26 protein-coding genes are annotated in these 21,539 nt (G+C 63.6%); 14 read left to right on the forward strand and 12 right to left on the reverse strand.

Annotated elements, in window-relative coordinates; translation table 11 throughout:
* The first annotated feature begins 2 nt into the window (after positions 1-2).
* From P0648_RS09875 to P0648_RS09895, 5 genes are all read left to right on the forward strand, one after another.
* The gene (locus tag P0648_RS09875; protein WP_277503808.1) at positions 3-1,562 is read left to right on the forward strand and encodes an acyl-CoA carboxylase subunit beta; all 1,560 of its coding nucleotides are present in this window, start codon (positions 3-5) and stop codon (positions 1,560-1,562) included.
* Positions 1,559-1,912, forward strand: a complete 354-nt coding sequence (locus tag P0648_RS09880) for a hypothetical protein (protein WP_276274911.1) — start codon at positions 1,559-1,561, stop codon at positions 1,910-1,912. The genes P0648_RS09875 and P0648_RS09880 overlap by 4 nt, the downstream gene beginning before the upstream one ends.
* Before the next feature lie 43 nt (positions 1,913-1,955).
* A complete protein-coding gene (locus P0648_RS09885; protein WP_276247418.1) occupies positions 1,956-3,107 on the forward strand; it encodes a thiolase family protein in 1,152 nt (383 codons plus the stop codon).
* Positions 3,104-3,469: a Zn-ribbon domain-containing OB-fold protein gene (locus P0648_RS09890; RefSeq protein WP_277503809.1), complete on the forward strand. Its 366-nt coding sequence runs from the start codon at positions 3,104-3,106 to the stop codon at positions 3,467-3,469. Before P0648_RS09885 ends, P0648_RS09890 begins: the two co-directional genes overlap by 4 nt.
* A gap of 104 nt (positions 3,470-3,573) precedes the next feature.
* Entirely contained in the window at positions 3,574-3,978 is a 405-nt protein-coding gene (locus tag P0648_RS09895; RefSeq protein WP_276247416.1) for a VOC family protein, read from the forward strand.
* Here P0648_RS09895 and P0648_RS09900 read toward each other — a convergent pair whose 3' ends face one another.
* Positions 3,979-4,440, reverse strand: coding sequence for an HTH domain-containing protein (locus tag P0648_RS09900; protein ID WP_276247415.1), 462 nt, complete (start codon positions 4,438-4,440; stop codon positions 3,979-3,981).
* A 106-nt stretch (positions 4,441-4,546) separates the two neighbouring features.
* The gene (locus P0648_RS09905) at positions 4,547-5,194 is read right to left on the reverse strand and encodes a hypothetical protein (protein WP_276247414.1); all 648 of its coding nucleotides are present in this window, start codon (positions 5,192-5,194) and stop codon (positions 4,547-4,549) included.
* 105 nt (positions 5,195-5,299) lie between these two features.
* Here P0648_RS09905 and P0648_RS09910 point away from each other — a divergent pair, with 105 nt between their 5' ends.
* The gene (locus tag P0648_RS09910) at positions 5,300-5,992 is read left to right on the forward strand and encodes a hypothetical protein (RefSeq protein ID WP_276247413.1); all 693 of its coding nucleotides are present in this window, start codon (positions 5,300-5,302) and stop codon (positions 5,990-5,992) included.
* Positions 5,993-6,061: 69 nt separating this feature from the next.
* Here the strand turns inward: P0648_RS09910 and P0648_RS09915 are convergent, their stop codons facing one another.
* The 3 genes from P0648_RS09915 to P0648_RS09925 form a co-directional block, all read right to left on the reverse strand.
* Positions 6,062-6,319, reverse strand: a complete 258-nt coding sequence (locus tag P0648_RS09915; protein WP_277503812.1) for a hypothetical protein — start codon at positions 6,317-6,319, stop codon at positions 6,062-6,064.
* Entirely contained in the window at positions 6,312-6,764 is a 453-nt protein-coding gene (locus P0648_RS09920) for a bifunctional nuclease family protein (protein WP_276247411.1), read from the reverse strand. Before P0648_RS09920 ends, P0648_RS09915 begins: the two co-directional genes overlap by 8 nt.
* 63 nt (positions 6,765-6,827) lie before the next feature.
* Entirely contained in the window at positions 6,828-8,141 is a 1,314-nt protein-coding gene (locus P0648_RS09925) for an MFS transporter (protein ID WP_276247410.1), read from the reverse strand.
* 75 nt (positions 8,142-8,216) lie between these two features.
* Here P0648_RS09925 and P0648_RS09930 point away from each other — a divergent pair, with 75 nt between their 5' ends.
* From P0648_RS09930 to P0648_RS09945, 4 genes are all read left to right on the forward strand, one after another.
* Positions 8,217-8,519: a MazG nucleotide pyrophosphohydrolase domain-containing protein gene (locus P0648_RS09930; protein ID WP_276247408.1), complete on the forward strand. Its 303-nt coding sequence runs from the start codon at positions 8,217-8,219 to the stop codon at positions 8,517-8,519.
* Between the two features lie 64 nt (positions 8,520-8,583).
* Complete coding sequence (locus P0648_RS09935; protein ID WP_276247407.1) at positions 8,584-9,060, forward strand: YbaK/EbsC family protein; 477 nt, start codon at positions 8,584-8,586, stop codon at positions 9,058-9,060.
* Positions 9,061-9,119: 59 nt separating this feature from the next.
* The gene (locus tag P0648_RS09940) at positions 9,120-11,213 is read left to right on the forward strand and encodes an acetate--CoA ligase family protein (RefSeq protein ID WP_276274907.1); all 2,094 of its coding nucleotides are present in this window, start codon (positions 9,120-9,122) and stop codon (positions 11,211-11,213) included.
* Positions 11,210-12,268, forward strand: coding sequence for a phosphotransacetylase family protein (locus P0648_RS09945; RefSeq protein ID WP_276247405.1), 1,059 nt, complete (start codon positions 11,210-11,212; stop codon positions 12,266-12,268). The genes P0648_RS09940 and P0648_RS09945 overlap by 4 nt, the downstream gene beginning before the upstream one ends.
* Here P0648_RS09945 and P0648_RS09950 read toward each other — a convergent pair.
* Positions 12,257-13,186, reverse strand: a complete 930-nt coding sequence (locus P0648_RS09950; RefSeq protein ID WP_276247404.1) for a DMT family transporter — start codon at positions 13,184-13,186, stop codon at positions 12,257-12,259. The genes P0648_RS09945 and P0648_RS09950 overlap by 12 nt on opposite strands.
* Positions 13,187-13,261: 75 nt before the next feature.
* Positions 13,262-13,705 (reverse strand): universal stress protein, encoded by a 444-nt coding sequence (locus tag P0648_RS09955; RefSeq protein WP_276247403.1) that lies wholly within the window; start codon positions 13,703-13,705, stop codon positions 13,262-13,264.
* 136 nt (positions 13,706-13,841) lie between these two features.
* Here P0648_RS09955 and P0648_RS09960 point away from each other — a divergent pair, with 136 nt between their 5' ends.
* The gene (locus P0648_RS09960; protein ID WP_276247402.1) at positions 13,842-14,072 is read left to right on the forward strand and encodes a hypothetical protein; all 231 of its coding nucleotides are present in this window, start codon (positions 13,842-13,844) and stop codon (positions 14,070-14,072) included.
* Positions 14,073-14,167: 95 nt separating this feature from the next.
* Positions 14,168-14,587: a universal stress protein gene (locus P0648_RS09965; RefSeq protein ID WP_276247401.1), complete on the forward strand. Its 420-nt coding sequence runs from the start codon at positions 14,168-14,170 to the stop codon at positions 14,585-14,587.
* Here the strand turns inward: P0648_RS09965 and P0648_RS09970 are convergent.
* Both P0648_RS09970 and trxA read right to left on the reverse strand, forming a co-directional pair.
* A complete protein-coding gene (locus P0648_RS09970) occupies positions 14,577-15,680 on the reverse strand; it encodes a CNNM domain-containing protein (protein WP_276247400.1) in 1,104 nt (367 codons plus the stop codon). The genes P0648_RS09965 and P0648_RS09970 overlap by 11 nt on opposite strands.
* A 45-nt stretch (positions 15,681-15,725) precedes the next feature.
* Complete coding sequence (gene trxA, locus P0648_RS09975) at positions 15,726-16,139, reverse strand: thioredoxin (protein WP_276247399.1); 414 nt, start codon at positions 16,137-16,139, stop codon at positions 15,726-15,728.
* Positions 16,140-16,243: 104 nt separating this feature from the next.
* Between trxA and P0648_RS09980 the strand changes: the two genes are divergently transcribed.
* Positions 16,244-16,675: a DCC1-like thiol-disulfide oxidoreductase family protein gene (locus tag P0648_RS09980; protein ID WP_277503814.1), complete on the forward strand. Its 432-nt coding sequence runs from the start codon at positions 16,244-16,246 to the stop codon at positions 16,673-16,675.
* Here the strand turns inward: P0648_RS09980 and P0648_RS09985 are convergent.
* On the reverse strand, positions 16,672-17,142 hold the full coding sequence (locus P0648_RS09985) for a DUF4330 family protein (RefSeq protein ID WP_276247397.1): 471 nt from the start codon (positions 17,140-17,142) through the stop codon (positions 16,672-16,674). The two genes, P0648_RS09980 and P0648_RS09985, sit on opposite strands and share 4 nt — an antisense overlap.
* 113 nt (positions 17,143-17,255) lie before the next feature.
* Here P0648_RS09985 and P0648_RS09990 point away from each other — a divergent pair, with 113 nt between their 5' ends.
* Complete coding sequence (locus tag P0648_RS09990; protein ID WP_277503816.1) at positions 17,256-17,501, forward strand: hypothetical protein; 246 nt, start codon at positions 17,256-17,258, stop codon at positions 17,499-17,501.
* A gap of 30 nt (positions 17,502-17,531) precedes the next feature.
* Here the strand turns inward: P0648_RS09990 and P0648_RS09995 are convergent, their stop codons facing one another.
* Together P0648_RS09995 and P0648_RS10000 are read right to left on the reverse strand one after the other, a co-directional pair.
* Positions 17,532-18,485, reverse strand: a complete 954-nt coding sequence (locus P0648_RS09995) for a DUF368 domain-containing protein (protein WP_277503818.1) — start codon at positions 18,483-18,485, stop codon at positions 17,532-17,534.
* A gap of 8 nt (positions 18,486-18,493) precedes the next feature.
* Positions 18,494-21,478, reverse strand: a complete 2,985-nt coding sequence (locus P0648_RS10000) for an oligosaccharyl transferase, archaeosortase A system-associated (protein ID WP_277503820.1) — start codon at positions 21,476-21,478, stop codon at positions 18,494-18,496.
* Positions 21,479-21,539: the final 61 nt, after the last annotated feature.

Here is a 21,539-nt window from a genome sequence, read left to right on the forward strand (position 1 = left end):
CCATGAGTGGGAACGAGGGAACTGCCAGGGTTAGCGAGCTCGAGAAACGACGAGAAGAGGCCGCAAACGGTGGCGGTAAAGCACGAATCGAGGCACAGCACGAGAAGGGGAAGTTGACCGCGCGCGAGCGCATCGACTACTTCCTCGACGAGGGGACCTTCCGCGAGTTCGACCAGTTCGTCGAACACCGGTGTACCAGCTTCGACATGGACGAGAAGAAACAGGCTGGCGACGCCGTCGTGACGGGCTACGGCGAGGTCGACGGCCGGAAGGTGCTCGTGTTCGCTCACGACTTCACCGTCTTTGGTGGGTCCGTAAGCGAAGTCGTCGGACAGAAAATGGAGAAGGTGATGGAACACGCCATCAACAACGGCGTGCCCGTCATCGGACTCAACGACTCCGGCGGGGCCCGCATTCAGGAGGGACTCGACGCCCTCGTCGGGTTCGCCAAACTGTTCAAACTGAACACGAAGGCCTCGGGTGTCATCCCACAGATTTCGACTATCATGGGGCCGTGCGCCGGCGGGGCGACCTACTCGCCCGCGCTGACTGACTTCACCATCATGGTCGAGGATACGAGCCACATGATGATTACCGGCCCGGAGGTCATCAAGACCGTCACGGGCGAGGAAATCACGATGGAGGAACTCGGGGGAGCGGGGGCCCACTCACAGAAGAGCGGCGTCGCACACTTCGTCTGCAAGGACGACAAGGAAGCGTTAGACCACATTCGGGCGTTGCTCTCGTACCTGCCGTCGAACCACATGGAAGACCCACCGCGCGTGGAGTCGTGGGACGACCCCGACCGACAATTGGACGACATCCTCGACATCGTGCCGGCCGCGCCGAAAAAGCCGTACGACGTCCGGGACGTCATCGACCGCGTCGCAGACGAGGAGTCGTTCCTCGAAGTCCAGCCGAACTTCGCGCGCACCGTCGTGACCGGGTTCGCCCGCATGGACGGCCGGCCAGTCGGCATCGTCGCCAACCAGCCGAAAGTCAACGCGGGCACCCTCGACATCAAATCGAGCGAGAAGGCAGCGCGGTTCGTCCGCTTCTGTGACGCCTTCAACTTCCCCATCATCTCGCTGGTGGACGTGCCCGGGTTCATGCCCGGCACCGACCAGGAGCACAACGGCATCATCCGCCACGGCGCGAAACTCATCTACGCCTACGCGGAGGCCACGGTGCCACTGCTCACCGTCATCACGCGCAAGGCCTACGGCGGGGCGTACATCGTCATGGCCTCGAAATTCCTCGGGGCGGACGTGAACTACGCCTGGCCCGAGGCCGAGATGGCCGTGATGGGACCACAGGGTGCGGTGAACATCCTGTTCAGAAAACAAATCGCCGCCGCAGACGACCCAGACGCAGAGCGAGAACGGCTCATGGAAGACTTCCGGGAGGAGTTTGCGAATCCGTACGCCGCGGCGAAGCGCGGCTACGTTGACGACGTGTTGGACCCGCGCGAGACGCGAGCGCGGCTCATCGACGACCTCGAACTACTCGAACGAAAACGCGTCGACAGACCAGACAAAGCACACGGAAACATACCACTATGACACCACAACTCCTTCAGCGCCCACCGGAACAAGAACAGCAAACAGACAACCAGCAGCCGACCGAATCGCCCGATCAGAAAGCGGCCGACAGCCCGACCGTGGAACTCGAAACGGGCGTCGAACTGACGCTCCCCGCTGATGCAACGGCTCCCGAAGCAGCAGCCATCGCTGCCGCCGTGAGCGCCCATCTCTCCGCGGATGCGGCGACGGCTGACCAGCAAACCCAATCGTCCGAGTACGTGAGCAACTGGGCGGTCGCCCGCCACACCGGGGCGGGCCGCGCCGCTCGCAACCTGCCGCGCGCATCGCAGGGCGACGCCTGGAAACTCGCGGGTCGACTTCACTGCTAGCCCCACCGAAACAAACACACTCTTTCACTGAATCACCCAACATATGGACGTCGCAATCATCGGGGCGTCGATGACCCAGTTCGGGAAACGCGATGGCTGGATTCGCGACTTGCTCGCGGAGGCCGGCGAAGCGTGTCTCGACGACTCGGGCGTCGCCCCTACAGACGTAGACCATCTTTACGTATCGAATATGGCCAGCGGCGAGTTCGAAGGCATGACCGGCGTGCCCAATATGCTCGCCCACGACCTCGGCGTGATGCCGGCGTACAGCGCCCGCATCGACCAGACGAGTTCCTCCGGCGGCGCGGGGATGTTCCACGCGTGGCAGTCGGTTGCCTCAGGCGCGAGCGACATGACGTTGCTCGTTGGCGGCGAGAAGATGACCCATCGCTCCACCGCGGAAGCGACGGACGTCATCGCCTCGATTACCCACCCAGTCGAGTACAAACACGGCGTGACGCTCCCGAGTTTCGCCGGCCTCACCGCCCGACTCTACCTCGATAAGTACGACGCACCCCGCGAGAGTCTCGCAAAGGTCGCAGTCAAGAACCACAAAAACGGCGTGGATAACCCCCACGCCCAGTTCCGCAAGGAAGTGGACCTTGAGACGGTCATGGAGTCGCCCATCGTGGCCGACCCGCTTCGACTCTACGACTTCTGTCCGATTACGGACGGCAGTGCGGCACTGATGTTCTGCCCCGAGGAAGTCGCGAAGCAGTACACAGACGAGTACGTCGTCGTCTCCGGCGTCGGGGGCGCGACTGACACCCACGTCGTCCACGAGCGCGACGACCCGACGGTCATGGGCGGCGTCGTCGAAAGCGGGAAGAAGGCCTACGAGATGTCCGGCTACGGCCCGGAGGACATCGACGTGGCCGAACTTCACGACATGTTCACCATCCTCGAATTCCTCCAGAGCGAGGGCCTCGGCTTCTTCGAGCAGGGCGAGGGCTGGAAGGCCATCGAGGAGGGCGTCACCGAGCGCGACGGCGAACTCCCCGTCAACACCTCCGGCGGGCTGAAGTCGAAGGGTCACCCGCTCGGCGCATCGGGCGTGGCCCAGGGCTACGAAATCTACCAGCAACTCATGGGCGACGCCGGGAAGCGACAGGTCGAGGCGGACGTCGGCCTCTGCTGTAACGTCGGCGGCTTTGGGAATTGTGTCATCACCACCATCATGGAGGCCCGACAATGAGCATGGATGCGTTCCGCTGTGTCAACGGTCACGTGACGTACCCCCAGCACCCGCGCTGTCCGGAGTGCGGCGAGAAACAGAAGGAGACCATCGACCTCGCTGAGAAGACGGCCACCGTCGTCACGTGGACAACGAGCACCGCGACGCCGCCGGGCGTCACCGCGCCGAACACGCTCGCAATCGTCGAATTCGACGTAGACGGCCAGCCTGTCCGCGCCATCGGACAGGCCACGACCGACGAAATCGACATCGGCGACGAGGTTCGCCCGGTGTACGTCGAGCAACTCCGCGAACCCGGCGCGGGAATCCGGGAGCCGGAGAGTCAGGAGTGGGATGGGTACCGATTCGAACGTGTCCAATAAGCGATGTTTAGGTCGCGTAAGACACGTTCGAGTCGGAGATTCGAGCGGTTCCAGTAACGCTCACTGACCACTACTTCTTTGCAGTCTGTTGTCGTCTTCTTCGCATGGAGCCACGGCTTACCCTCGTGACGCTTGGCGTCGCAGACTTGCACCGAGCAATCGAATTCTATCGCGACGGCCTCGGACTGCCGATGGACGACCGGGAGGCGGACAGCGACGTAGCATTCTTCTCGCTCGGCGACACGCGATTGGGACTGTACCCGCGCGAGAAACTGGCCGAGGATGCGACTGTCTCGCCGGACGGTGAGGGATTCGCGGGAATCACCCTCGCGCACAACGTTCGGTCCGCCGACGCCGTCAATGCGCAGTTAGACGAGGCCGTCGCCGCAGGTGCGACGCTGGTCAAGCCCGGACAGGAGGTGTTCTGGGGTGGATATTCTGGGTATTTCGCAGACCCGGACGGCCACCTCTGGGAGGTCGCATGGAATCCCTACTGGGACGTCGAGTGATTAGACGGCGGGTGGAGTGGTACGACCAGCGTTCGCTTCGAGGCTGGCGACGAACTCGACCACCGAGACGTGGCGACCGTCGGCCGTGTGCGGGAGCACGTTCACGAGGTGGTCGCGGTCGTCGTAGGCCGCGAGGCACATCACCGGCAGGACGAGTTCGGTGCAGTCCTCGCCGGTGAACCAGTGGCACTCGTGGATGTGGAAGTACGGAGCCAACTCCACGCGGTGTTCGCGTGCCCACTGCGTGAACGCGACGTAGGAATCGAGCGCCAGCGTGGTCGATTCGTCGTGGTCGTCTTCGAGGACGATTCGGTTGGGCCACAGGTGTTTCTCCATACGCACTGCGCCGGCGTGGTCGAGTTCGTCGAGTCGGTCGATAACGAGGTCCTGTGAAACGCGGGCCACGTCCGGCGCGTGCGCTCTGTAGAACAATTCCACCCTGCTGACGGTCGTATCTCTCATCTTGGGTCCCCCGGTGCGGACGATTCTCGCACGCTAGATTAGCACTGTTAACACAACCCATGGGTATGAAGATTTTTGCTGGCAGAAGCGTCAGTCAGGCACGGAATCAGGTTTCGTCGTCCTCGTCGTCGACCTTGTCGAGTTCTTCTCGAATCGTCTCCAGTTCGGCTTCGATTTCCTCCTCCGCGAGGGCGTCTTCTAGCTCGTGTGCTGCCTGTTCGTCCGCGGCCCGGTCTTCGTCGTCCGGTTCGACCGGGATGACGATTGGCTGGCTGCTGGCCCGGCGTTCGGCGGGTCGCGTCGTTCCCCTCGATTCGGCCAGTCGGTCGTCGATTTCGGTCCGAAGGTCTCGGGCTTCGGTGAGCAGTTTTCTCGCCTCGGGGTTCTCTGGGAGCGCGCCCTCTTCGAGGGCAACCTGAATGTCGGTGAGCGCGCGCTCCAGTCGGGTGACGGCCTCTTGGCTCACGTCGCGGGCGCGGCGAGACCCGGCCCGAGTGGACTCCGTCGCGTCGAGGCCGCGGTTCGTGAGATGGATGACCTCCTGGAGCGATTCGAGTGCCCGGATGTTCGCCTCGAGGACGGCGATGGCCGTCGGGATGGCGTACTCGTCGGTAAACGAGAGGAGGCGGCGTGGAGAGGGGGGCATCGGAAGCCCTCGTCGGGTCGTCGGTTCGAGCGCCTGTCTGAGTTCTGCGAGCGTGTCCTCCAGTTCGTCGACGAGGCGAGGCACGTCGTCGCGAGCGTCTGATGACATAGCATAGCATACGGTGTCAGCATGGAAAAAGGTGGTAATTCGACGAAGCTACCCTGAACGACCTCCACAATCTTTATTAGCGACCAATTCCACCTAATATGAAAGATGCCATCGGAGGGAGGAACTGGTCTGACGGAAACGACGGCCATCACGCAGGCACTTGCCGCACTAAAGCGAAGAGGGAGCAGCATTTTGCTCGTCGGTTCGGGCTGTGAGGAAGCCCACGACCACGCCTGTAAGCGACTGCTGGGCGACGACCCGGCAGAGGACCGCCGCAGACTGTTCGTATTTACAGACAGCCCAATCGACGTAGACCGCCGCCTTCCCTCCGGAAACTGGGGAGGAGACAGCGTCCGAGTCATCGACTCGACGGTTCTGACACGCAGTGCCGCGACGACCGCCCAGCCTGGTTCGATTTCGTTCCCGACGACGACGGTAGACGAGGACGACCTCGCCGGACTCGGCCGCGCTATCTCAGCGGACATGGAGACCTTCGACATGATCAGCGACGGTCTCGACGCGGCACAACTGCGCGTTTGCATCGATTCGCTCGTCCCGCTCCTCGCTGACCACGACGAGGAAGACGTGTTCGCCTTCCTCCACGCGCTCGCGGGTGAACTCCACCGTGTCGGTGGCATGGGCCACTTCCACCTCCCGCTCAGCTACGACGCTGAAGCCGTCCAGCTCATCGAGCCGCTGTTCGACGCCGTCATCGAAACGCGCTGTGAGGGCGACGTCGAATACCAGCGCTGGCACTTACAGGACGGTCGCCTCTCGACCGATTGGCTCGCACTCTAACTCCCGACAGTTTCTCCGTTCGCGGCTTCCACCACCAGTTAGTACCGGCCTCCCGATGGCCGACCCACACTACGCCCGTCTCGTGAACTCGAACGTCGTGGCACGGCCGACTTCGTCGCCGCCCGTCACCGTTTCGACGCGAAGTACCACCGTTTTCGGCAGCCCACAGCCGCGACTGACGAACTCCTCCCACTCTGTTCCCTGTCCGACCGGGCCGGCGTGAACCCGGCGCAGATACCCCGTGTAGGCGTCGCTCTGGAGTTCGTCTAGCACCCACGAAGAGACCGGCTCCGGGACGGAAACCGACAGCCGCGTCGCCTCACTCATCTTCGTCGAACCCCTGGAGCGAAAACTCCTCGGGGTGGTAGCCAGCGCGGTCGACGACGGCGTCGGAGACGAAGATGGGACAGTCAGCGCGGAGGGCGATAGCGATGGCGTCGCTCGGACGGGCGTCGAAGACGACTTCACGACTCTCGCCGCCGACGTACTGTTCTGCGTCGATTTTCGCGAAGAAGGTGCCGTCTGCGAGGTCGTCGATGCGAACTTTGTCGATTGCGCCTCCGAACTCGGCGACCATGTCGACGAGGAGGTCGTGCGTCAACGGGCGTTCGAAGTGTCGGCCGCGCATCGCGAGTTGCATCGACTGGGCCTGGTCTGCGCTCACGTAAATCGGAAGGAGTTCGCCCCGCACCTCGAGAACCACCGCAGGTGCACCGGGACCCTCGTTCCCCACGCTGACCCCGACGCCCCGGACGACGGCTCGATGAGTCATACGACGACATACGACCCCCACCATGAAAAGCGATTGTGGTGTGGTCACGCCCACCGCAGTTTCTCAGATAGTATCGCCGAACGGACTGCGCGTCCCGAGGATTCCCGCTCGCCCGGCGAGGACCAACCCCGCGCCGAGTAAGACGAGCGCGGCGGCCACGCCGAAGGTGACGCCGTAGCCCATCGAGTCGGCGAGTGCGCCGCCGATTGCGCTGCCGATGCCCCCACCGATGCTCGATAGGGCGGTGTACGCCCCGAGCGCCTCGCCGCGAACTGAGGCCGGCGCGAGGCGCGTGACGATGCTCGTCGCGGTGACGGCGATGATGGCCCACGTCACGCCGATGAGCGCGAACAACACGAGCAGGCCGGAGAACCCCGCAAGCGCGCCGATGCCGCCGACCAGCGCCACGCCGGGAAACAAGAGGGTTCGCGCACCGAGCGCACCCGTCTGAAGGCGATGAGATTCCCACTTCGCCGCGAGTGCGCCGACGCGACCGTAGAACACCGCAGACCCCGCGCTGTTCACGACGAACAGGATGAAAATCTGGTCAGTCGAATACTGGAGGTCGGTGAGGTACGCCGGGAGCGGGCCGAAGTAGACCGAGAAGCCAACGAAGAAGACGACGGCAGCCAACAAGTAGGCCCCGAGCGACGAGGTGGCCCGGTCGGTAAACCGCCGGACGTTGAACGAGGCGAGCCCCCAGTAGATACGGGCGGGACCGTACGGAATGGCGCGAACGTAGCGCCCCGCGCCCCACCTGCCGCGTCCGAGGGTCCGGTACACGCGGATGAACCGGTCGCGGCTAATCATCGACGGCTCTGGATACCACGTTCGCGCGAGCAGGAAGGCGAGAAACGTCGTGGTCGCGATGAGCGAGAAGAACAGTTGCTGGGCGTCTACGTTCCCGAGTCGCGGTTCGGCGAGCGCCATCCAGCCAGCCCCCGAGACGAGGCCGAGCAGCCAGCCGTACCCCTGAATTTCGTTCAGCCGTGCGATGCGGTCGTCCCAGTGGGTGTCAGGAACGCCGTCCACGACGATGAGGTTCAACACGGGAGCCGCCGCGGCGACCACGAACCAGAGGGTGGCGTTCGCAACCAGCAACAACCACGGTTCTGTGACGAACGGCACGACGGCGAGGACGATGGCCGCCGCGGCCAGTGCGACGAGGACGAACGGCCTGCGTCGCCCGGTTCGCGTGGCGAGTCTGCCCCAGAGCAACGCCCCCGGAACCCCCGCAAATGCGGCAGTCGAGGCCATCAGACCGACGAGGAGCGCACTGCTCCCGAGTGTGAGTGCGTACAACGGAATCAACAGCGAGGCGGCTCCCACGGCGGCGTAGCCGAGTCCCCACGCGTAGAGCCAGCGGTCGTCCGACATAGTGCCAGCAACGTAGACCGTCCACTTTGCTTTAGTGATGGGAACGACTTTCTCGCCCGTCTGCGACGGGCCGCCATGGACAGTCAGGACGAAGTCGCCGCATTCCTCTCGACGCACGACCTGCACGCGCCCCCCGCCTACCGGTTGCTCGACCTCGTCGCCGAGGTGGGTGAACTCGCCGGTGACGCTACCGAATCGACCGACTACGGCGCGCGGCCCACCGCCCTCTCGATTCGCGACGACGAACTCGGCGATGCGCTGTTCACCCTGCTCGCACTCGCGGACGCCCTCGAAATGGACGCTGGAGCCGCCCTCGAAACCAGTCTCGAAAAGTACGAGTCCCGGATTGCAGACACCGGGTCGCCCGATTCGACCTGACGTCTTCGGGTAGGCGCTGCCGCCACACCAGCACATATGGTGGATGGCGGAAAAATCGGTGGATATGCACGAACGCGCCTCGCAGTTCGCGGCACGCGCCGCAGAGGAGTACGGGTTTGCAGTCGATATTCACGAGTTTCCGGAGGGCACGAAGACGGCGGCGGACGCCGCCGAGGCCGTCGGGTGTACCGTCGCGCAAATCGCGAGCAGCATCGCAATCGTCGCGGACGGCGACCTCGTCGTCGTCGTCACGTCTGGGGCAAATCACGTCGATTTCGAGAAGGTCGCAGACTTACAGGAAGTCCCCGAGGGGACGGTTCGGATGGCCACGCCGGAGGAGATAAAGGAGACGCTCGGCTGGTCGATTGGCGGCGTGCCACCCTTCTGCCACTCGACGCGGGTGCCGGTCTATCTGGACGAGACGCTGCTTAACCACGAGCAGGTATGGGCGGCGGCGGGCACGCCCCAGACGGTTTTTCCTATCGACCCCGACGCGCTCTCGTCGTACTCGAAAGCGCGAGTCGTGGACGTGAGCACCTAAATCGGTCGCCCCTCCGCATCGGGTATTATCTGTCCGCGTCCCGAAGCATCTCCCACTAGATGGGAACGCTATCGTCACTGTTCGCACCGGAGCGGGTAGCCGTTATCGGCGCGACCGAGCGCGAGGGGTCTGTCGGCCGCGCCATCACGGCAAACTTGCTCGCCGACTTCGTCGGTGAGACTATCCCCGTCAACCCGAACGCGGACACCGTCCTCGGGGTGGAGAGTTACGAAGACATCGCCACGGTCCCCGGCGACGTGGATCTCGCCATCGTCGTCGTGCCGCCGGCCGTCGCCGTGGACGTCGTCCGCGAGGTTGGAGAGGCGGGCGTGGCGAACGTCGTCGTCATTACGGCCGGTTTCTCAGAGACTGGCAGCGGCGGGGCCGCCCGGGAAGCAGAACTCACGGCCGTCGCGACCGAGTACGACCTCAATCTCGTCGGCCCGAACAGCCTCGGCGTCATCGCCACCGACGTTGGCATGAACGCCACCTTTGGCCCGGAGAACGCCCTTCCCGGCTCGATTTCGTTCATGAGCCAATCGGGGGCGTTCATCACGGCCGTCCTGGACTGGGCGAACGACCGCGACATCGGCTTTCGCGACGTGGTTTCGCTCGGCAACAAGGCCGTCCTCGACGAATCCGACTTCATCCGCGAGTGGGGCGACGACGAGGGGACGGACGTCATCATGGGCTACCTCGAAGCCATCACGGACGGCGAGGGGTTCGTCCGCACCGCCCGCGAGGTGACTCAGGACACGCCAATCGTCCTCGTGAAATCCGGCCGCACGGAGGCCGGCGCACGCGCGGCCTCCTCGCACACCGGCGCAATCGCCGGGAGCGAACGAGCCTACGAGACGGGGCTCGAACAGGCGGGCGTCCTCCGCGTCGAGACGGTCCAGGACCTGTTCGACTTCGCCGGGATTCTCTCGGGCCAGCCACTCCCGAACGCGGGAGAGGTAGCCATCGTGACCAACGCGGGCGGCCCCGGCGTGATGACGACCGACGCAGTAGGCGACTCGTCGCTCTCGCTCGCTTCGCTCTCACCGGCCACGCTCGACGCGCTCGGTGAGTCGATGCCCGAGGAGGCGAACATCCACAACCCAATCGACGTCATCGGGGACGCCGGAATCGACCGGTTCGAGACGGCCATCGACCTCGCACTCGCCGACGACCGGGTCGGGTGCGCCGTCGTCCTGACGTGCCCGACCGCCGTCCTCGACTTCGAGGATTTCGCGGCGGCGGTCATCGACCTGCAGGCGACCCACGACAAACCGGTCGCCGCCTGCCTGATGGGTGGCGATTCGACCCGTGAAGCCGAGGCCGCGCTCAACAGTGCCGGCATCCCGACGTACTTCGACCCGGCGCGGGCCGTGCGAAGTCTCGACGCCCTCTGGAGGTACCGGACGATTCGGGACCGCGAGTACCAGCCACCCACGGAGTTCGACGTGGACCACGAACAGGCCCGCGAGATTCTCGACGCCGCAAAAGAGCGCGGGCAGACGCAACTCGGCGTCGAGGCGATGGATCTGCTCTCTGCCTACGGCATTCCCACGCCGACGGGGGCGGTGGTCGATTCCGCGGCGGACGCCGTCTCGACCGCCCAGGACATCGGCGACCCGGAAGTCGTCATGAAAATCGTCAGTCCGGACATCCCGCACAAGTCCGACATCGGCGGCGTGAAAGTCGGCGTGGCGCTCGAAGACGTCTACGACGCCTACGAGGACCTCGTGACCCGCGCCCGGGAGTACCAGCCAAATGCGACCATCCTCGGCGTACAGGTCCAGGAACTGCTGGACGTATCCGGTGGAACCGAGACCATCGTCGGCATGAATCGCGACCCGCAGTTCGGCCCGCTGGTCATGTTCGGCCTCGGCGGCATCTTCGTCGAAGTGCTCGAAGACGCCACCTTCCGCGTCGCCCCCGTGAGCGAACGGGACGCGACGGCGATGCTCGACGAAATCAAGACCGCACCGCTCCTGCGCGGGGCGCGGGGGCGCGAACCAGTGGACCGTGCGGCCATCGCAGACACCATCCAGCGCATCTCACAGCTCGTCTGTGACTTCCCCGAAATTCTCGAACTGGACATCAACCCACTGGTCGCCACACCAGCGGGCGCGACGGCCATCGACCTCAGACTCACCATCGACCAATGAACACGTTACTCATCACTGCAACCGAAGAAAGCACCGGCAAGACCGCCATTGCCCTGTCGCTCGCGACGCTCGCGGCGAATCAGGGCAAGGCGGTCGGGTACATGAAACCGAAGGGGACGCGTCTCCAGTCGAACGTCGGCAAGATTCTCGACGAGGACCCGATGCTCGCCCGCGACCTGCTCGACACCGACGCGGACGTAAGCGAGATGGAGCCAATCGTCTACTCGCCGACGTTCGTAGAGAGTGTGCTTCGCGGCCAGGAGAACCCCGACGATCTCAAGGCACGGGTTCGGGAGAACTTCGAGTCGCTCGCCACAGACCGCGACCTGATGGTCGTCGAAGGCGGGGGGAGTTACACCACGGGTGGCATCGTGAACCTCACCGACGCAGACGTCGCAGACCTCCTCGACGCGAAGGTGGTGCTGGTGACGACGTACAGCGAACCGGGTGACGTAGACGACGTGCTCGCGGCGGCAGACCGGTTTGGTGACCGCCTCGGTGGCGTCCTGTTCAACGCTGTCGAGGACGCGAGCTACGACCGGGTTTCGACGGATGTCGTTCCGTTTCTCGAAGGCCGCGGCATCCCGGTCTACGGGGTGCTCCCGCGAAAGCGCGAACTCGCCGGCATCTCGGTGGCAGACCTCGCAGCCGAACTCGGCGCGCAAATCGTCACGCAGAACACCCCCACCGACGGTTTCGTCGAGCGGTTCGTCGTCGGAGCCATGGGACCGGAGGCCGCGCTCAGCCAGTTCAGACGCTCGAAGGACGCGGCCATGATTACGGGCGGCGACCGCACCGACATTCAGACGGCGGCGCTCGAAGCCTCGGGAATCAAGTGCCTGCTCCTGACGGGCGGGTTCAGCCCGCCGGGAGCCGTCATCGGGAAGGCGGAGTCGCGTGGCATTCCAATCTTGCTCATGCAGACGGACACGATGACAACCATCGAGCGTGCAGAGGACGTGATTCGCGCTGGGCGGACGCGCGACGAGGAGACGGTCGAATCGATGCGCGAGTTACTCACGGCTCACGTTGACGTGGACGCCCTACTCGGTTGAGGAGGGCGTTCGCCCGAATCGGGGGAATTTTTCGCGGATGTCGTTTCGCTTGAGCAGCGCGAATCCGGCGAAGATGACGAGGAACCCGACCACGGTCTGGGGGTCGATGAGTTCGTCGAGGAGCACCCAACTGAGAACGACCGTATAGACGGGGACGACGTAGGAGTTGAGATTGACTTCGAGCGGGCCGAGTTCGCGCAGCAGGTGGAAGTAGATGAGGTAGGCGAACGCACTCGCGAACAGCGCGAGGTAGAGCACGGCTCCGACGAGCGTTGGCGTCACCGTTACCGCAGAGAGTGGTTCCTTGGTCACCGTCGCGGCGAGCAGATGGAGCAACACCGCGCCGAGGGCCATCGACCAGGCGACGGCGGCCTCGTTCGAAATCGTGTGCTCGATGCGGTAGACGATGGTGCTCCCGAGCGCGATGCTCGCCGCGGCCCCGGTGACGAGAAATTTCGGGAGGGCAGCAGAGCCAAAGAGGTTCGCCGGGTCGGGGTTCGCGATGATGACGATGCCGATGAGCCCGAGGATGAGCGAACTGATGCAGTAGACGGTCGGTTTGAATTCCGGATAGATGGCGATGGCAAACAGCGCCGTCAGCAGTGGAATCAGGCTGAACAGCACCGACGAGACGGCCGTCGTCGTGCCACCCTGCCCGACGAACAGGAGGGCGTTGCCGAGCGTGATGAGGAACAGGCCACCGACGCCGATGTAGAGAACGTCACCCCTCGTGGTCGGCCGCCAATCGTCGGTCACGAACACGACGTAGGAGAGCAGCAAAATCGCCGCCACGTCGAATCGGAGGGCGGCGAACAGCAGCGGTGGGGCGTATTCGAGCCCGAGTTTGATGGCTGGAAACGACGCGCCGAACAGGAGCGCGAGCAGGCAAAACAACAGGAGGGAACGAAATTGTGTCACCTTGATCAGCTGAAGGTTCGCCCCCCACCGTTATTATTCTAGTTCTTACTCTGGAAAAGAACACGTGGAATTGGCCTACGTGGGCATCTCGTCGGATGGAATCGCGAGGACGGGGATGTGCGACCGCGCGAGGACGCGCTGGGTCGTACTCCCGAGGATGTGTTCGAGGCCACGCTCACCATAGGTTGCCATCACGATGAGGTCCGCGTCCGCCCGTTTTGCAGCGGCGATGATGGCCTCGTTCACGTGAATTCCTTGGACGACCTCGGTCGTCACTGAAACGCCCGCTTTCGTCGCGGCGGCTTCAAGGTCGCCGACGGCCTGTTCGCCCGCTTCGTTTAGCCCCTTCAGCAGGTCGCTCATCGAATGCGAACTGAGCAATAGGTTCGCTGCACCCTCGTCTACGACGTAGACGACGTGGAGTGCCGCACCGACTTCTGTGGCGAGTGAGATGGCGTACGTTCCGGCCGCTCGCGCTGCGTCACTGCCGTCAGTCGGCACGAGAATCACGTCGTACATGACAGGACGTACGCGTGATAGGACAAAAAGGTCGGCCAGCTCTTCTCCGACTCGACTGTCTTGCAAGAAACAATTATCACGGGGTGGACGTAAGCAGATGTTGACCCGCGGTGCTCGAACACCTCCTTCTGTTCTCATGCGGTTCGTAGACGGCCTCCGGCACGTCGAGTCCGAAAGCGGCTGGGTCGCCGTCGACAACCTGAACGCGCTCGTGATTTACGCCGGTGACGAACGCGTCTACGCGCTCACCCTGAGACTGGAATACCAGCACATCCGCGGCTGCTTCTCACGCTCGCGCGAAGGTATTAGACAGGAGATGTATGCGCTGCTCTCGAGATTGTTCGAGCGGACAGTGACCGTGGAGTAGTTGCCGACGCCCAGTGTCGCGAAAACCGGCAGGTTGCGCGTGGCTTAAGCCCGAAACGGACCATTATAGAAGCGGGATTTCAACAGGGGGTATTCATGTACAAAACCATTCTCGTCCCGACCGACGGTAGCGAACCGGCCGCACGGGCCGTCGAACAGGGTCTCGAACTCGCCGCACAGAACGACTCGACGCTCCACACGATGTTCGTCGTGGACACCCGCCGATACGGCGACCCGGCGCTGAGCAGCATCGAACTCATCATGACGCAGATGGAGGACATCGGGACCGAACTGATCGCCGACGTCGAACGACAGGCGACCGACAGCGGTCTCTCGGTCGTCACTCGCGTCTGTCACGGCGTTCCACACGAGGAAATCGTCGACTACGCGGCCGAAATCGACGCAGACCTCATCGTCCTTGGGTCGCACGGCCGAACCGGGTCGAACAGAATTCCGATTGGCAGCGTCGCAGAACGCGTCGTTCGCAGTGCGGACCGGCCCGTCCTCACGACGTAGCTTCGCGGTCGAGCGGGTCTTCTAAGTCGCCGGTAATCGCCTCGAAGGCGTCGGTCGCGGTGACCAGGCCGACTACCGACCCGGTCACGTCGTCTACATCCGCCGCAGAATCCGGCACCTCGGTGACCAGCGCGAGCTCCTGATTCGCCTCTTGGAACTCGTCGATGACTTCGCTCACGGAGGTGCGACCATCGACCGTCATTGGCGGAGCGGCAACCGATTCGAGCGTCACAGAGCCGTCCATCACCGCTTCGACGTCCTGGAGCAAGGCGGGGACGTAGACGATGCCGAGGAACTCCTCGGGGGTCTCACCGACCAGCGGAAAGCGTCCGTGGGGTTGGTTGGCGACGATGTCGAGGTTTTCTTCTACCGTATTGGCCGTCGAGAGTGTCACCATCTCCTCGCGGGGGACCATGACCTCGTGGACCGGCGTCATTCCGATTTCGAGGGCGTTTATAACCTCATCGCGTCGTTCCTCCGTGAGGTCGCCTTCGTCGAGCATGTCGCCGACACGGCTTCTGAGTTCCCGGCGCGTGCTCGGGCCGTCCCCCTCCTCGCCTTCGGTCCACGAGCGGTCGATTTCGACGCCGAACAGCCGAAGAATCGCTTTCGCAATCTTATCGGAGAGGATGATGACCGGCGCCATCACCTTCGTCCACCAGTAGAGCACCGGCGCACAATACTTCGCGACGAACTTCGTGCGTTCGACGCCGAGATAGGTCGGCGCTTGCTCCCCAACGACGATGTGGGCGATATTGATGAGTCCAAGCGCGAGCACGACTGAGAGTGCGGTGTGCCCGCCGCTCGTCAGGCCGACGAGGCCAAGCGCTCCCGACATCACTGCGGCGACGGCCGGTTCTGCGACGACGCCGAGGCCGACGCTCGATATGGTAATCCCAACCTGACAGCCCGAGAGATAGATTTCGAGTTTGTCGGTCATCTCCCAGGCGCGGTCGAGGCCCGCACCCGAGAACTCCTCACGGGAGAACTGCCGGACTCTCGTCAGCGAAAACTCAGTCGTCACGAAAAAAGCGTTGGCAAGCAACAATAACACGCCACCTAGCAGTCGAAATGCGGTTACGACCTCACTCATCTGCCCGGTGGTTTGAACCAGGCGTTGGTAAACCTACGGGCCGAATCAGGCAACCTGTTCGATGAGCGACGACAGCGTCGCCTTGTCCTGGACGCCGACGAGGCGTTTTACTTGCTCGCCGTCGGCGTAGAGCAGGAGGGTTGGGATACCCTGAACGCCGTTCGACTGGGCGAGCGTCTGGTGCTGGTCTACGTCGACTTTCACGACGGTTGCCTTGCCTTCAGCGGCGAGTTCCTTAACGGTCGGTTCGAGCATCTTGCACGGGCCACACCAGTCCGCGTAGAAGTCCACGAGCACCACGTCGTGGGCGTCTACGAGTTCGTCGAACTGGGCGTCGCTCTCTAGATGAATCGGTTCCGCCGGCGACTCCGCTGTGTCACCGGTCGCTTTCGATTGCATCTCTTCGAGTTTCTTTTGGCGAATCGCGTCAATCTCGTCCGTGCTCGATGAATCGCTCATGCCCAGACATATTGCGCCAACGGCTTTAATGACATTGCTCGTGTGCCGGCTCAGTACACAACCGGTTGCGGACAGTATTTTGGGCTCGGGCCCCTATGACGAGCGTGGACACACCTGACGCGGTACTCATCTACGACGGCGAGTGTCCGTACTGTTCGATAGCCGCGGTGGCACTGAAACGTCTCGACGACATCGACGCGATTTCGTGGTACGACGACGCCGCCCAGCGCTTCCTCGAAGCGCAGTTCGGTGCGACACCCTTCGCGATGGTGCTCGTCGACCGAGCGGAAAAGCGAGTGTACGCGGGCAAGGCCGCAGCAGAGGAACTCGCGACGCGCGCCGGCCTCCCGCAACTCGCCGGGAGTCTCGTGCGCGACAACTACGAGACCATCGCTGACCTCGTCGGCCGAGCCAGCGGGCGCGGGCGCGACCCGGACGATTATCACGAACGCTACGACTTACGCGACGACGCGGCCGCAGAATTCTCGACTCTCGCAGAAGCGGCAGACGAGCGGCCGGCAGAGATAGACGCCTAAGCGAAGCGGACGACCGTCGGTTTCACCACGACATCACCGAAATCGAGGGTGACCGTTTTGCCGACGTAGATGCGGTTTCCGTTGTAGTAGGTCAGTTCGTTTTCGCGGGTGACCGTGGTTTCCACAGTCAGCTCCGCGGTGACCGTGTCGTTGTCCGATTCGAGAATGGCGACTTCTTCTACGGTGACGAGCGATGGCGAGGCCGGAACCGGCCCTTCCTCGATGGGGTCGATCATGTATCGTGGGACGTTTTCGAGGCGGTAGACGATGGTCATGTTCTCGGTCATCGTCTCGTTTGCGGCTGGTGTCGTTGTCGTATTGTTGTTCGACGCGGGGCTCGCCGGTTCGTCTGGGCCGAGGACGAGCGCGGCTCCGGCGGCGACCACCGCGAGCACGAGGAGCACGACCAGCGCGTCGATGATGTTGACGACGCCGAACAGTCGGCCATCGTCGTCGAGGATAGGCATTGTTCAGCACGTCGGCGAGCGCCATTACAAAAATTCCGATTGCTCCGATGCGTCGAGCGCGACACCTTCAATTTACAGAGAAGGCTTATATGTTAGAAAACCAACACTCGGTCATGGACGAATCGACGCTCACCGGCCTCTCCCAGCGTGACGAAGCCTTCTGGTTTGGCCTCGCGCTGTGGGCCGTCGGAATCGCCACCCCACAGACGCTCGAACTCGCCGGAATCGGACTCGGGGACGTGCTCGCCGGACTCGGGATGCTCATACTCACGACCCGCATCCTCGTCGGCAGTTATCGAATCCTCAAACACGGGTACGTGGCGTGGCGATACGGCTACGCCGAGGGGAAGGCTGCATAAGCTGAATTCGGTCGCAAAAAAGCCTCGCAATCAGGCGTATTCTAAGTCGTCGGTGTACCAGTCGAGCATGAGCACCGCGGCCCCGCCGACGACGGCGATGACGACGACGGTGGCGACTGAGACCGCTGAGTCGAACGTCCCGTTCGCGAGTACCTCTTCTGCGGGCAGGCGGAGTGCGCCGACCATGAGGCTCACGAGGAAGGTGAGCGTCGCCGCGCGGTAATTGGACAGCGCCCATCGGATGACGTGGGCGATGGTGAGCAGGCCGACCACTGCGCCAACGCCGAAGACGACGACGGTCGTAGCGGGTTCGACGACCGGGTCAATCGCTCCGCCGCGGGCGACGTTGATGAGGCCGTCGACGAACGCGCGCAGCGTGCCGAGCATGAACTGGTACTGGCCCATGAGCAACAGGAGGAACGACCCCGAGATGCCGGGCAGAATCATCGCGGTGATGGCGATTGCGCCGGCGACGAACGCGAAGGGGAGCGAGTTCGGCAGCCCACCGCTCGACGACGCGCCTGAGATGAGGAAGGCGAAGGTAAAGCCAGCGACGCCAACGGCGAGTCGGCCCGGGGTCGCCACGTTCACGTGCCTGTAGAGGACGATTGCGGAGGCCGCGATGAGTCCAAAGAAGAACGCGAAGGTGAACGCCGGATAGTTGTGGAGCGCCGCCTCGACGATACGCGAGAGCGTGATGATGGCGGTGAGAATACCGGCTCCGAGCGCGGCGAGGAAGAACACGTCCATCCGCAGGAGGTCCTCGCGGAAGGCGGCCCGACCCTCGGCCGTGTGCAGTCGGAACACGTTCTGCACCACGCCGAGGTCGAACTCCGTAATCGCCGTAATCAGGCGTTCGTAGATGCCCGTAATCAGGGCGATGGTACCACCAGAGACGCCGGGAACCGTGTCTGCCGCGCCCATGAAGAAGCCTTTCAGGTACACCGACAGCAGTTCGCCGCCGGGGACGCGAGAGCTACTCATTAGGCGGCTCATGGGAGGGCGACCAGCATAGTGGCTGCGGCCAGCCCGTCAGTCGCCTGCCACGTACTGGCGGTGAGCGACTGTGCTGTCGTGTTGTTGGTGCCCGTGGTCGTGTTCGTTTCGTCTCCGTCGGTCGTGTTCGTCCCGTTCGGCGGGGTGGTCACGTTGCCGTCGGTCCCGTTGGTTGCGTTCCCGTCGTCGGTGCCGTTCTGAGCACCTTCGGGGATGTCAACGGTTTCCTCGGAGAGCGAGACCTCCACGGCGCTCTCTTCTTCACCGAGCACTTGGCCCTCGCTCACGTCAGCAGTTCCGCGCCACTGCGTACCGGTCAGGTTGCTATCGCGTTCGAGTGGCGAGGTGAACGTGTACGGGCCGTTTGCCTGGACGCTCACGTTCGTGTAGCCCGCGTCAAGGCCGTACTCGTCGTAGCCGGTCGTCGAGTACGGGAGCGTCATCGTGAACTGCCCGTTCTCGTCGGTCTGGGCCTGTTGGGTGTAGGTGAACGTCGAGTTCGTGGTCGGCATTCGCATCTGGACGGCCGCCGTGATGGTCGTGTTCGCCGGACCGGTGCCCTCGACGGTCGCGCCGGGGACCTTCTCGAAGGTCTTCACCCACGATGGTGGCGTGCGGAACAGTTCACCGGTGGAGAGTCCCGCCTGGCCGAGCAACTGCGCTCGGACGAAGAACGACTGCTGGAAGGTTGGCGACGAGAGCGCAGAGGTGTTAGACACCTTCACGAGGCGGTAGTGCTGGAGCGCCGGCACCCGTTCGCTTGGGTACGGCCCGATGCCGCCAATCTGTGAGGTCGGGTCGCTCTCGACGTAAGCCTGGGCCTCCTCCATCGTTTCGAAGCGTTTCACCGCGGAGGTGTTCGCGCTACTCGGCATGGCGGGGAAGGAGATGGGGCCCCGCTGAGTGTTGATGGTCGCGGTCTCCCAATCGGAGACGACCGGTTCCACTTCGATGGAACTCCCGTGGTGATAGTACAGGCGGGTGCGCATGCTGTCGTAGTGGCGCTGGGACTGGACCGTGGTGACCAGCCGCGAGCCCTGTTGATTGAACACCGGCGTGAGCATGTCGCGTGAGGTCAGATTTTCTCGGTCGTAGAACACCGTGGGCGCGGAGTACTTGTTGGAACTCGGGTCTGCGAGTTTCCAGTCGATCATGACGTAGCGTGTCTCCTCGCCCTGTTCGCTCACGAGCAGGTCGTTCGCCTGCGTCTCGTTCGTCGCGAGCAGGTAGTTTGCGGCCTTCGTCGCGCTCTGCTGGAACGGGTTCGCATCAGGGATGCGCTCGCCTTTCACCGTGATGAAGTGGCCGTAGTCCCACCACGACATCACGCCGTAGGCTCCGTCTGGATACTCGTAGTTCTCGGTCTGCTGGAACTGACCGTACAGCTCCATCTCGTTCTGTGCGCCGCCATAGGTGCCCTCCTCTGGTGTCTCGTTCGAGAGCCATTCGAGGCTGTCGTCCCACTCGGTGACCTCGCCCGGCTGGGAGACCTGTCCCCCGTAGGCGATGGCGTTCGTTCCGCCGAGCGTGAGCGGTCCCGTGACGACGAGGAGGACTGCGACGACGGTGAGCACCTGATAGAGTTCGATGTCGCGCACCGAGCGTACTGCCCTGTCAGGGCTCACGTAGCGCAGGATGCCGCCCGCGAGGAAGGCGTTCATCGCGGCGATGGCGACGATGAGGTAGTAGTTGAACCGAACCTGCGTGAACGCGGCCATCGTCATGACCACGGCCCACGTCAGGACGAAGAGGTACTCAGCGCGACGTTCGCCCGCGTAGAAATACTGGACGAGCATGACGACCGCGCCGACGACACCGGTGTAGAACGTCAGGCCGTAGGAGAACGTGAGGTAGTTTTGCGCGTCAGAGAGGCGGAGCGGTTGGGCCTCACCGACCGTCTGAGCCGTCGCCGAAGACCCGAAGCCGGCAACCCGGGCGAACTGGGCGACGAAGAAGTCGAAGACGTCCGGCGCGGCGAGCATCAGGACGAGCGCGGTCGCAGAGATGATGCTCGCGATGATGCCGGGATAGACGTACGGCGAGTAGTCAGTCTCGTCGAGTTTGCGCGCGAGGAAGGCGAGGAACAGACAGCCAGCCGCCACCGCGAAGGCGAGTGCGGGTTGGATGAGCGTAAACTGCGTCGGACTGAGCGCGAAACTGTCGAACGCGAGCAGCGAGAGGATGCCGACGACGGACATCATCACCGCTCCCGCGATTGCGAGGTGCTCTGGGCTCTCGCCGCGGACGTAGACGAGCGTCAGGGTAATCGTAAAGAAGAGGCCGAGGATGCCCACGAGGAGGACGCCCGGCGGCCAGGTCCAGATGTAGAGCGAGATAGCGACACCAGCGAGTGCAGCCCAGCCGACCGGACTGCGCAGGTTTTCCCAGTCGCGTTCCTGAAACTGTTCGTAGACGGGTTTTTCGCGCTCTGCGACGGAGACGGCGACCATGACCGCGAGCACGGCGATAGACTGGAAGAACGCTTCCGCGACGTGGTGGTCGGAGAAGCCGACGAGGCTGCGTCGGAGGAATTCACTCGGCGCGAGCGCGAGGATGAGGACGGCAACGACGCCACCGAAGCGTCCGCCGAGGCGCTTGCCGATGAAGTAGGCTGGAATCGCGACGAGCGTCCCGAAGACGGCAGGGGCGAAGAGGAGCGTGAGGCCAATCGTGTGCTGGTCGGGGCTCCCCAGCCCGACGATGAGGGCGACCGTCGCGACGATCTGGTCGTAGAGGGTCCCGAACTGACCGACGCTCGTGCCGACCGGGAAGTGCGTCCACGGGTCGAACGGCATCGTGCTTGGCCAGTTGCGGACGGTGTAGGTCACCTGCCGGAGGTGATACCAGGCGTCGTTACCGGAGAAAAAGACCTTGTCACCGATGACGAAGTTCTTCCAACCCTGCACCCGGGTGTAAAACATCACACCGAGGAGGACGAGCAATACGGGGACGTGATACCAGTCCTCGATGAGGCCTGCCACCGACTCGGACCTTCGGCCCGAAGTCGACGGCTGTTTCGTACGTCTACTCATTGTCTGTCTT

Origin of the sequence: Haladaptatus sp. DYSN1 (assembly GCF_029489995.1) — an archaeon.
Lineage (GTDB): Archaea > Halobacteriota > Halobacteria > Halobacteriales > Halococcaceae > QDMS2.